Raw genomic sequence first — 11,821 nt, forward strand, 5'->3', positions numbered from 1 at the left:
GGGGTGGGGCTGTTTCACGTGAAACAGCCCCACCCCGGCTGCGCTCTCAAGCCTCAGTCCTGCGCGGCCCACCACTCCTTGAGCGCCGCCCCGGCCGCCTCCCGCTCCATCGGCCCGTTCTCGAGGCGCAACTCCAGCAGGAACTTGTACGCCTTGCCGATCACCGGGCCCGGGCCCACGCCCAGGATCTCCATGATGTCGTTCCCGTCGAGGTCGGGGCGGATCGAGTCCAGCTCCTCCTGCTCCTGAAGGCGGGCGATGCGCTCCTCCAGACCGTCGTACGCGCGCGACAGGGCATTCGCCTTGCGCTTGTTGCGCGTCGTGCAGTCGGAGCGGGTCAGCTTGTGCAGACGCTCAAGGAGCGGGCCCGCGTCGCGTACGTAGCGTCGTACGGCCGAGTCCGTCCACTCTCCCGTGCCGTAGCCGTGGAAGCGCAGGTGAAGCTCGACCAGACGCGAGACGTCCTTCACGAGCTCGTTGGAGTACTTGAGCGCGGTCATCCGCTTCTTGACCATCTTGGCGCCGACCACCTCGTGGTGGTGGAACGAGACCCGGCCGTCGCTCTCGAAGCGCCGCGTCCTCGGCTTGCCGATGTCGTGCAGCAGCGCCGCGAGCCGCAGCGTCAGATCAGGACCGTCCGTCTCCAGTGCCATCGCCTGCTCGAGGACGATCAGCGAGTGGTCGTACACGTCCTTGTGGCGGTGGTGCTCGTCCCGCTCCAGACGCAGCGCCGGCAGCTCGGGCAGGACCCGCTCGGCCAGCCCCGTCTCCACGAGGAGGGCAAGGCCCTTGCGCGGGTGTGCGGAGAGGAGCAGTTTGTTCAATTCGTCCCGCACACGCTCCGCGGAGACGATGTCGATGCGCTCGGCCATCGCCTTCATCGCGGCGACCACCTCGGGAGCCACCTCGAAGTCGAGCTGCGCGGCGAAGCGCGCGGCCCGCATCATCCGCAGCGGATCGTCCGAGAAGGACTCCTCGGGAGTGCCGGGGGTGCGCAGCACACGCTCCTCGAGATCGTCGAGCCCGCCGTGCGGATCCACGAACTCCTTCTCGGGGAGTGCCACGGCCATCGCGTTGACGGTGAAGTCACGGCGCACGAGGTCTTCCTCGATGGAGTCGCCGTAGGACACCTCGGGCTTGCGCGAGGTCCTGTCGTACGCCTCCGAGCGGTACGTGGTGACCTCGATCTGGTAGCCCTCCTTCTGGCTGCCGACCGTGCCGAAGGCGATCCCGACCTCCCATACCGCGTCGGCCCACGGGCGGACGATCTGCAGTACGTCCTCGGGGCGGGCGTCGGTCGTGAAGTCCAGGTCATTGCCGAGCCGGCCCAGAAGGGCGTCCCTGACCGAGCCGCCGACCAGGGCGAGGGAGAACCCGGCCTCCTGGAAACGGCGGGCGAGATCGTCCGCGACAGGGGACACGCGCAGCAGTTCGCTGACCGCGCGGCGCTGCACCTGGCTCAGTGCGCTGGGATTGTCTTCATTGGCGTTCGGCACAACAGAAAAGGGTACGTGGCCCGGACGCCCGCGGCCGACCCGATTCCTCCCCGGCCCCACAGGGCTCCCGCCGCCGCTCCGGACAGGTCTTCCGATCACGTGGAGCAGTCCGCGGCACTTCGCCACAGCGCGCATCGTTACCATGCGTGGACGCACAACCGACGACCACTGACGACGAGGGACGGGCGAACGCGTGGCCGAGGCGGCAGACACCCCGGGGACAAGCCCCTCACCTGCCCGCCGGTGGCTGCGGCGCACCGCAGCACTGCTGGTGGGTACCCCCTTGCTGGCCGGCCTCCTGCAGGTCCCGGCAGGTCCTGTGGCACACGCCACAGGGCCCGGCGCCAGAAGCGCCGCCGTGCAGAGCGCGAAGGCCGACGCGACAGGCTCCCGTACCGTCGACGTCTCTGTGGACTCGCTCACCCCCACCGCTCCCGGTGAAGGTGACACCCTCACGGTGTCGGGCACGGTCACGAACAACGGCAAGCAGACGGTGACCGGGGCGCAGGTGGGCCTGCGTGTCGCACCGGTCAGCTCCCGGAGCTCCATCGAGAGCGCCGCCCGGCGCACGGGCTTCCAGCCCGGGTCCGAGGGCACGGAGGTCGGCGGGAAGTACGTCGACAAGTTCAGCAGGCTCGCTCCGGGGGTCCGGCAGGACTTCAGCATCTCCGTACCGGTCAAGGAACTGCCCCTGGGCATGGACGGCGTCTACCAGCTGGGGGTCGCCCTCACCGGCCAGACGAGCGCCCAGCCCTACCCGCAGGTGCTGGGCATCGAGCGCACCTTCCTGCCGTGGCAGCCCGACGCCGCAGGCACGAAGACGAAGACCTCGTATCTGTGGCCGCTCATCTCCACCAACCACCTCACGGCGAAGACCGGCTCCGACGAACAGCAGACGCCCGTCTTCAAGAACGACGACCTGGCCGATGAACTGGCCACGGGCGGGCGCCTGGAGCAGCTGCTGTCCCTCGGCAGCGGCCTGGACGTCACCTGGGTCGTCGATCCGGGCCTGCTCGCCTCGGTGGATGCGATGACGAAGAGCTACCGGATCGAGAACCCCGACGGGAAGACCACCAGGGCGGGCAGGCACCAAACGGTCGCCAATCAGTGGCTCAACAACCTCCAGGCCGCCGTCAAGGGCAAGAAGGTCGTCGCGCTGCCCTTCGCCGACCCCGACCTCGCCTCCCTCGCGCACACCGGCAAGGCGGTCACCGGCTCGCTCGGCCACCTCAAGGAAGCCACCGACGTGGGCGCCAACGCGGTGAAGACGATCCTCCAGGTGAAACCGAGCACGGACTTCGCGTGGCCCGCCGACGGAGCGGTCGATCCGTCGATCGTCGACGTCGCCACCTCCGCGGGCGCCCACTCGGTGATCGCCCGTAGCGACAGCATGGGGGAATCGGACGACCTGCAGTACTCGCCCAACGCCGCCCGCCCCATCGGCGGCGGCACAACCGCCGTGGTGGCCGACGCGCGCCTCTCGACGGCCTTCCAGCGCGACATGACAGAGGCCGAGAACTCCACACTCGCCGTCCAGGAGTTCCTCGCCCAGAGCTTGATGGTCAACCTGCAGAACCCCGACAAGCAGCGGCACATCGTCGTCGCCCCGCAGCGCATGCCGTCGGCGAGCCAGGCCCAGGCCATGCACAAGGCGCTCTCCGCTCTCGCCGACGAGAAGTGGTCGCAGCCCGAGGACCTGCCCGCCGCGGCGAAGGCGAAGCCGGACCCGCAGGCCACCACCCGGGTCCCGTCGGCCGGTTCCTACCCGGCATCGCTGCGCAGGCAGGAGCTGCCGCAGCGGTCCTTCGAGAACATCCAGAACACCCATAACCGGCTCGCCCGCTTCCAGGTGATCCTCACCGAGAAGGATCGCGTGGTCACCCCCTTCGGGCGGGCCATAGACCGTGAGATGTCCACGTCCTGGCGGGGGCGCCCGAAGGAGGCGAAGGCCTACCAGGACAGCGTCTGGGCCTACCTGAACGACCTCACCAGGCAGGTGTCCCTGATCCAGCGGGCCGACGCGAAGCTCTCCGGCCGCAGCGCGACCATCCCCGTGTCGGTGCAGAACAACCTGGTGCAGGGCGTCGAGCACCTGGTGCTGCGGCTTTCCTCGAGGAACCCCACCCGTCTGAAGATCGGCGACGGGCAGTTCGAGGAGAAGCCGATCAAGATCTCGGGCGGGCACTCCCAGTCCGTGAAGTTCACGACCACAGCCAATGCCAACGGTCCGGTCCCCGTGTACGCCCAGCTGTACACGGAGGACAACGAGCCCTACGGCGAGCCCGTCCGCTTCGACGTCAACGTCACCGAAGTCACCCCCACGGTGATGCTGGTCATCGCCGGCGGGCTTCTGCTCCTCGTACTGGCCGGATTCCGGATGTACACGCAGCGCAAGCGCGCGGCCCGGAAGCAGGCCCAGGAAGGCCCGGACACGGGGCCGGGCGACGGGCCGGAGGGCGAATCCGGCACCGAACCCGGCAAGGACGACCCCGAGCAGCCGAGTGACCCGACACCGGACACCGCCCCGGAAAGCACCGACCCGTCGGACACGGGTGAGAGAGTGGACCGTTGAGCGATGTCGTGGCCGGTGGGCCCGGGGACGATGAGGTGGGGTAACCATGAACGCGCCGTACGACGGTGACCGTGGCCAGGGCACGGGCGGTTCCGCCTCGCCCGAGGGCCCACCGCCCGGCTCCCCCGAGCACGGGCAGGTACCCCCGCAGCCCGCGCCGGACATGTATCTCCAGGACGCCTACGACCAGGATCCCTACCGGGCGCAGGACCTCTCCGCTCAGGACCCGGTGACCGAGGCGCTCTACGATCGCGCGGCGCACCCCCCGCCCCCGCCGGGCACCTACCCGCAGCAGCCGCTCTACGCCCAGCCACCCGCCTCGCAGCACTCGCCGGACCCGCGCGTGTGGGCGCAGACCCCGGCCCCCGAGCCGGAGGGGGTGACCCGGCACCTCCCGTACGGCGACGACGCCCGTACGACGCAGTTCGTGGGCGTCGACGACCTGGTCACCCAGGCCGGCGAGGAACGCCACGAGCCGGATGCCTTCGCTCACCTCTTCCGCGACCAGCAGCCCGGTGGCTACCGCGGTCGACAGGCCGACTATCAGCAGGACGCGCCCCCCCAGGCCGGCTATCAGCAGGGCGGGTACCAGCAGAGCGGCTACCCGCAGGGCGCGTACCAGCAGGACGGCTATCCCCAGGACAACGGTTACCCGCAGGACAACGGCTACCAACAGGGTGGCGGTTACCCGCAAGGCGACGGCTATCAGCAGGGCGGCGAGTACCCCCAAGGCAACGGTTACCCGCAGGACAACGGCTACCAGCAGCCCGTCGGCGGCGGCTATCAGCCCGCCGCGGAGCAGCCGATCGTCCCCGCGCCGGCCGCCGACCCGACCCCGCCGCCCGCTCCGGCGCCCGCACCCGTGCCTGCCGGCAAGTCCGGCGGCCGCGCGTCGAGTCTGCTGAAGTCCAGCGCCGTCATGGCGGCGGGCACGCTCGTCTCACGCCTCACCGGCTTCGTCCGCTCCGCCCTGATCGTCTCGGCGCTCGGCGTCGGCCTGCTCGGTGACACCTTCCAGGTCGTCTACCAGATCCCGACGATGATCTACATCCTCACCGTCGGCGGCGGCCTCAACTCCGTGTTCGTACCGCAGCTCGTGCGCTCCATGAAGGAGGACGACGACGGCGGCGAGGCCTACGCCAACCGCCTGCTGACCCTCGTCACGGCCGCGCTCGGCGTGCTCACCGTCCTCGGCATCGTGCTGGCTCCGCAGCTGGTGCGGCTGATGTCCGTCCCGGTCGCCAACGATCCGGCGGCCACCGAGGTCGGCACCACGCTGCTGCGGTACTTCCTGCCCTCGATCTTCTTCATGGGCGTCCACGTGGTGATGGGGCAGATCCTCAACGCACGCGGCAAGTTCGGCGCGATGATGTGGACCCCGGTCCTCAACAACATCGTCATCATCTCCACGCTCGGCATGTTCATCTGGGTGTACGGCACCTCGGAGTCGTCCGGCATGACCGTCACGAGCATCCCGCCGGAGGCCGAGCGCCTCCTCGGCATCGGTGTTCTTCTCGGTCTCGTCGTCCAGGCCCTGGCGATGATCCCGTACCTGCGCGAGACCGGGTTCAGGCTGCGCCCGCGCTTCGACTGGCGGGGCCACGGCCTGGGCAAGGCCGCCAAGCTCGCCAAGTGGACGATCCTGTTCGTCCTCGCCAACCAGGCGGGCGCCCTCGTCGTCACCCAGCTGGCCACCGCGTCCACCGTCGACCTGCCCTCGACGAGTGGCATCGGCTTCGCCGCCTACGCCAACGCGCAGCTCATCTGGGGCCTCCCGCAGGCGATCATCACGGTCTCCCTGATGGCGGCCCTGCTGCCGAGGCTCTCCCGTTCCGCGCAGGACGGGGACACCGGTTCCGTCCGCGACGACATCTCCCAGGGGCTGCGCACGACGGCCGTCGCCATCGTGCCGATCGCCTTCGGATTCGTCGCGCTCGGCATCCCCATGTGCACGCTGATCTTCGGCTCCTCGGGCAGCGCGCAGGCCACGAACATGGGCTTCATGCTGATGGCCTTCGGTCTCGGCCTCATCCCCTACTCCGTGCAGTACGTCGTGCTCCGCGCGTTCTACGCCTACGAGGACACGCGGACGCCCTTCTACAACACGGTCATCGTCGCCGTCGTGAACGCCGCCGCATCAGGGGGCTGCTACGTCGCCCTGCCCACGCGCTGGGCGGTGACCGGCATGGCCGCCGTCTACGGCCTCGCGTACGCCATCGGCGTGGGCGTCGCCTGGCGCAGGCTGCGCAAGCGTCTCCGCGGCGATCTGGACGGCGCCCACGTACTGCGTACCTACGCCCGTCTGGGCATCGCCGCGCTGCCCGGGACACTGCTCGGCGGCGGCGCCGCCTACGTGGTCACCAAGGGCCTCGGACAGGGCGTCATCGGGTCCCTGGCAGCGCTTCTCGCAGGGGGTGTGGTGCTGCTCGGCGTCTTCTTCGTCGCCGCGAAGAGGATGCGCATCGCGGAGCTCAACTCGATGGTCGGCATGGTCCGCGGCCGTCTCGGTCGCTGAGATGGTCGGCCTCGCACAACCATCGTCGGCCACCGTGTGTCGTGCATAGCGCCAGACTGTGGGCACAATTGGCTTTGGCGTCTGACGAAGCGCAACGGATGGGGAGGCAGGAACGACGGTGGCGGAACGGAGCACGGCTGCCGTCGACGTGGCAGACAACAGCGGTGACGAGCCGCTGACCGCCAAGGCGGAGCAGGCCACGGCCGACGGGGTGGCCCAGACCCGGGAGCGGGAAACGGCAGCAGAAGAAGACGTGGCGGAGAACGACGAACCCACGAGCCACGGGGCCTCCTCACCCCCAGAACTGCACAGCGGCCACAAACTCGCCAGACGCTACCGACTCGAAGAATGCGTCACCCGTCTGGACGGTTTCAGCAGCTGGCGTGCGGTCGACGAGAAGCTCCGCCGTGCCGTCGGCGTGCATCTCCTGCCCGCCGACCACCCGCGAGCCCGCTCGGTTCTCGCGGCGGCCCGCTCCTCGGCGCTGCTCGGCGACCCGCGCTTCGTGCAGGTCCTGGACGCCGTGGAGGAGAACGATCTCGTCTACGTGGTCCACGAGTGGCTGCCCGACGCCACGGAGCTGACCACGCTCCTGGCCGCCGGCCCGCTCGAGGCGCACGACGCCTACCAGCTCGTCAGCCAGGTCTCCCAGGCCATGGCCGCCGCACACCGCGAAGGCCTCGCGCATCTGCGGCTGACTCCAGGAGCCGTACTGCGCACCTCCACGGGCCAGTACCGCATCCGAGGTCTCGCCGTGAACGCCGCATTGCGCGGCATCAGCTCCGAAACCCCTCAGCGCGCGGACACCGAAGCGATCGGCGCCCTCTTGTACGCCTCGCTGACCCAGCGCTGGCCGTACGAGGACGACGCGTACGGCCTCTCCGGGCTCCCCAAGGACATCGGCCTCATCGCCCCCGACCAGGTCCGCGCGGGCGTCCACCGCGGCCTGTCAGAGCTCGCCATGCGTGCTCTCGTCAACGACGGCGCGACCGCGTCCCGCCAGGATCCACCGTGCACGACGCCGGAGGAACTGGTGAAGGCGATCGGCGAGATGCCCCGCATCCGTCCGCCGGAGCCGGTGTTCACCGCGCCGCCCGAGTACCAGCGCACCACGTACCAGCAGGGCACCTACGGCCGCCCCGCGGCTCATCCGGGGGCCACCCAGCCCGTACCCGCTCCGCTGCCGCCGCTGCAGAGCCGTACCGGCAAGGCACTCAAGTGGACCGTCTCCGCGCTGCTCATCGCCGCGCTCGGACTGGGCAGCTGGCAGCTGGCGGACGCCCTGATGGACCGCGAGAACTCCAGCGACCCCGGCACGTCGCACACCAACGGAGGCGGCGGCGACAAGGGTCAGCCGAAGCCCGCGAAGCCGGTTCAGATCAAGAGCGGTCAGGAGCTGGTCCTGAAGGGCGACCCCCAGGCTCCGGAAGACGTCCCCAACACCTTCGACAACGATCCCTCCACGCTCTGGCGTACCAAGACGTTCAAGGAGGGCCCGCCTCTTGCCCCGTACAAGCCCGGTGTCGGTATCGTCTACGACCTCGGATCGGAAAAGGACGTCTCGGAGGCGTCGGTGGCCCTGCGCTACCAGGGCGACCGCACCACGGTCGCGCTGTATGCCACGGACTCGCTGACGCCGACCACCGACATCGCATCCATGAAGAAGATCGGCACCGCCACCACATCGGGCAAGACGGCGACGATCAAGAGCAAGAAGCCCGTGAAGTCGCAATACGTTCTCCTCTGGATGACCGAGGTGCCCAACTCCGGCCAGGACGGGTACTACCGGGCGGGATACAAGCAAGCCATCACGGACGTGCAGCTCAAGGGCTGAGGGATCGGCCCGCCACGGCGCTGGGGGAGGGGGTTCGGCGATGGACGGCACCGCGCACGGTGACCTGAGCGATCAGGAACTCCTCACCCGCCATGTGGCCGGCGACAAAGACGCCTTCGGCGAGATCGTGCGGCGCCATCGCGACCGGCTCTGGGCCGTGGCCCTGCGCACGCTCGGCGACCGCGAGGAGGCCGCCGACGCGGTGCAGGACGCCCTGGTCTCCGCCTATCGCGCGGCGCACACGTTCCGCGGGCAGTCCGCCGTGACGACCTGGTTGCACCGGATCACCGTGAACGCCTGCCTGGACAGGGCGCGCAAAGCAGCCTCGCGCAAGGCCACACCGATCGACGACACCGAGCGCCTCGAGCAGCTCCTGGAGCCGGCGGAGTCGGCTGCCGCCCCGGTCGAGCGGGGCGACCTGCACCGGGAGCTCATGGAGGCACTGGGCACTCTGCCCCACGACCAGCGCGCCGCTCTCGTCCTGGTCGACATGCAGGGCTATCCCGTGGCCGAGGCGGCCAGTGTCCTCGACGTTCCCACCGGGACGGTCAAGAGCCGCTGCGCACGCGGCAGAGCCAGACTCCTGCCGCTTCTCACCCATCTGCGTACGGAGTCGGCTCCGGGCAACGGGGACGGCGGCGCAGGCGAAGGAAGCAGGAAGCCCGGCTCGGGAAGGAACCGGACGCAGGGGACATCCGTCCCACCGGCAGCGGGGCCACGGGATACAGGACCGAGCGATTCAGCTGCGGTGAAGGGCGGAGGTGGGCGAGCGTGACAACCACGACCGATACGGCCGGGCACCCGGACGTCGCTGAGATCTCCGATCTGACCGAGGGACTCCTCTCCCCGTCGCGCACGAGCGACGTGCGCAGGCACTTGGACAGCTGCGAGCTCTGCGCCGACGTCTATGCCTCTCTGGAGGAGATCCGCGGCATGCTCGGCACCCTTCCGGGCCCACCACGGATGCCGGACGACGTGGCCGGGCGCATCGACGCGGCACTCGCGGCCGAGGCGCTCCTCGATTCCACCCCGTCCGGAGACCTTTTCTCGGAAGATGCGAACTCGGAGAGGGCGACCTCGGAACCGGCAGGCCTCGCCTCTGCGCCCGCTGCCGCACGTGTTTCACGTGAAACATCGCCCGCCCCTGCCGCGGCTGGGGCCACCGACAGGCCCGCGGGCCATTCCCGTGCGGCCACCGGACCAGGACGTGGCGGCCGCCTTCGGAGCACGCGCCGACGGACGACCGTGCTCGGCGCCGTCTTCACCGCCGCCGCCATCGGCCTCGGGACTCTGCTGATCCAGACCCTGGGCAGCGACACCGACGGGACGGCCGGGTCTGCCTCGAAGAGGCCCAACACCGCGAACTCCTTCTCCGAAGGAAAGCTCGAGGGACGCGTCGCCGACCTCCTCAACAAGAACCACGTGCGGAAGCCCCAAGGACAGTCGGACGCCTCGACGCCGTCCTTCGACACACGCTCCAGCTCGGAGTCCCCCAAGAAGAACTCCCCGATGACCACGGTCCAGGTACCGGAGTGCATCCAGCGCGGCATCGGTGACAGGACACCGCTCGCCGCCGAAGAGGGTTCCTACGACGGTAAGGACGCCTACCTCGTGGTCGTCCCCCATGACTCCGACACCACCAAGGTCTCCGCGTACATCGTCGACGCCGCCTGCGTGGGCAAGTCCTCGTCGGCCACGGGCAAGGTCCTCGCGACGCACGCCTACCCGCAGGGCTGACAGTCCCGGGCTTTTTCCTCCCCTCGCCCGGGCCGCGCTCGGCGCTACGGCCAGCGCTCTTGTGGCACATGGCACTCTTCCGCCTGCCGTGCTTCCGTGCGCTCGGCCATGTCGGGGAATGCATGCCCCGTAGGATCCGTTGGGTGGGGTGAGAGTCCTGAGACGGGCACCCACCAGCACTACACAGCAGTCCCCAGAGACGAGGAATCAAGCCGTGACCGACGTCCGTAACGTGATCATCATCGGCTCCGGGCCCGCCGGCTACACGGCGGCGCTCTACACCGCGCGCGCGTCGCTGAAGCCGCTGGTGTTCGAGGGCGCCGTCACCGCCGGCGGTGCGCTGATGAACACCACCGAGGTGGAGAACTTCCCCGGCTTCCAGGACGGCGTCATGGGTCCCGAGCTCATGGACAACATGCGGGCCCAGGCCGAGCGCTTCGGTGCCGAGCTCATCCCCGACGACGTCGTCGCCGTCGACCTCAGCGGTGAGATCAAGACCGTGACGGACACCGTCGGCACCGTGCACCGCGCGAAGACCGTCATCGTCACGACCGGGTCTCAGCACCGCAAGCTGGGCCTGCCGAACGAGGACGCCCTCTCCGGACGCGGCGTCTCCTGGTGCGCCACCTGTGACGGCTTCTTCTTCAAGGACCAGGACATCGCCGTGATCGGCGGCGGCGACACCGCGATGGAGGAGGCCACCTTCCTCTCGCGCTTCGCCAGGTCCGTGAAGATCGTGCACCGCCGTGACACCCTGCGTGCCTCCAAGGCGATGCAGGAGCGCGCCTTCGCCGACCCGAAGATCTCGTTCGTCTGGGACAGCGAGATCGCCGAGATCAAGGGCGACCCGAAGCTCGAGGGCCTGACGCTGCGCAACCTGAAGACGGGCGAGACGTCCGAGCTGCCGGTGACGGGCCTCTTCATCGCGATCGGCCACGACCCGCGCACCGAGCTCTTCAAGGGGCAGCTCGAGCTGGACGACGAGGGTTACCTGAAGGTCGAGGCGCCCTCGACCCGGACGAACCTGACCGGTGTCTTCGGCGCCGGTGACGTCGTCGACCACACGTACCGTCAGGCGATCACGGCGGCCGGCACCGGCTGCTCCGCCGCTCTCGACGCCGAGCGCTACCTGGCGGCACTGTCCGACGCCGAGGCCCCGGAGCCCGAGAAGACCCCGACCGCCAGCGTCTGACCTACCCCACCTGTGCACCACCCCGAGAAATGAGGAGCCCGCAGTGGCCGGCAACCTGAAGAACGTGACGGACGCCTCCTTCGAGGAGGACGTCCTCAAGAGCGACAAGCCTGTCCTGGTGGACTTCTGGGCCGCCTGGTGTGGCCCGTGCCGTCAGATCGCGCCCTCCCTGGAGGCGATCGCTGCCGAGCACGGCGACAAGATCGAGGTCGTCAAGCTCAACATCGATGAGAACCCGGGCACGGCCGCCAAGTACGGCGTCATGTCCATCCCGACGCTGAACGTGTACCAGCACGGTGAGGTCGCCAAGACCATCGTCGGCGCCAAGCCCAAGGGCGCCATCGAGAAGGACCTGGCGGACTTCATCGCCGAGTAATCGGCGGCTATGTTTCACGTGAAACACGAATGGACCAGCCCCTCCGGGGTTGGTCCATTCGTCGTTCAGTGACCTGAGTTCTGCGTTCAGCGACCTGAG

General features: G+C 69.3%; 8 protein-coding genes. 7 read left to right on the forward strand and 1 reads right to left on the reverse strand.

Going from position 1 to position 11,821, the window contains the following annotated elements:
* Window positions 1–53: 53 nt before the first annotated feature.
* Complete coding sequence (locus ACFVYL_RS16235; protein WP_389716159.1) at window positions 54–1,496, reverse strand: CCA tRNA nucleotidyltransferase; 1,443 nt, start codon at window positions 1,494–1,496, stop codon at window positions 54–56.
* 193 nt (window positions 1,497–1,689) lie between these two features.
* Here ACFVYL_RS16235 and ACFVYL_RS16240 point away from each other — a divergent pair, with 193 nt between their 5' ends.
* From ACFVYL_RS16240 to trxA, 7 genes are all read left to right on the forward strand, one after another.
* Complete coding sequence (locus ACFVYL_RS16240) at window positions 1,690–4,068, forward strand: DUF6049 family protein (RefSeq protein WP_389716162.1); 2,379 nt, start codon at window positions 1,690–1,692, stop codon at window positions 4,066–4,068.
* A gap of 46 nt (window positions 4,069–4,114) precedes the next feature.
* Window positions 4,115–6,583: a murein biosynthesis integral membrane protein MurJ gene (murJ, locus tag ACFVYL_RS16245; RefSeq protein WP_389716164.1), complete on the forward strand. Its 2,469-nt coding sequence runs from the start codon at window positions 4,115–4,117 to the stop codon at window positions 6,581–6,583.
* 118 nt (window positions 6,584–6,701) lie between these two features.
* Window positions 6,702–8,417, forward strand: coding sequence for a protein kinase family protein (locus ACFVYL_RS16250; protein WP_389716167.1), 1,716 nt, complete (start codon window positions 6,702–6,704; stop codon window positions 8,415–8,417).
* Window positions 8,418–8,457: 40 nt separating this feature from the next.
* Window positions 8,458–9,192 carry an RNA polymerase sigma factor SigM gene (sigM, locus tag ACFVYL_RS16255; RefSeq protein ID WP_389716169.1) on the forward strand — a complete coding sequence of 245 codons (735 nt, stop codon included), beginning with the start codon at window positions 8,458–8,460 and terminating at the stop codon, window positions 9,190–9,192.
* Complete coding sequence (locus ACFVYL_RS16260) at window positions 9,189–10,154, forward strand: anti-sigma factor family protein (protein ID WP_389716171.1); 966 nt, start codon at window positions 9,189–9,191, stop codon at window positions 10,152–10,154. Before sigM ends, ACFVYL_RS16260 begins: the two co-directional genes overlap by 4 nt.
* 214 nt (window positions 10,155–10,368) lie before the next feature.
* Window positions 10,369–11,346, forward strand: a complete 978-nt coding sequence (gene trxB / locus ACFVYL_RS16265; protein ID WP_389716173.1) for a thioredoxin-disulfide reductase — start codon at window positions 10,369–10,371, stop codon at window positions 11,344–11,346.
* Between the two features lie 43 nt (window positions 11,347–11,389).
* Window positions 11,390–11,722 carry a thioredoxin gene (gene trxA / locus ACFVYL_RS16270; protein ID WP_389716176.1) on the forward strand — a complete coding sequence of 111 codons (333 nt, stop codon included), beginning with the start codon at window positions 11,390–11,392 and terminating at the stop codon, window positions 11,720–11,722.
* Window positions 11,723–11,821: the final 99 nt, after the last annotated feature.

It is taken from the genome of Streptomyces sp. NPDC058308 (assembly GCF_042880275.1).
Taxonomy (GTDB): Bacteria; Actinomycetota; Actinomycetes; order Streptomycetales; family Streptomycetaceae; genus Streptomyces.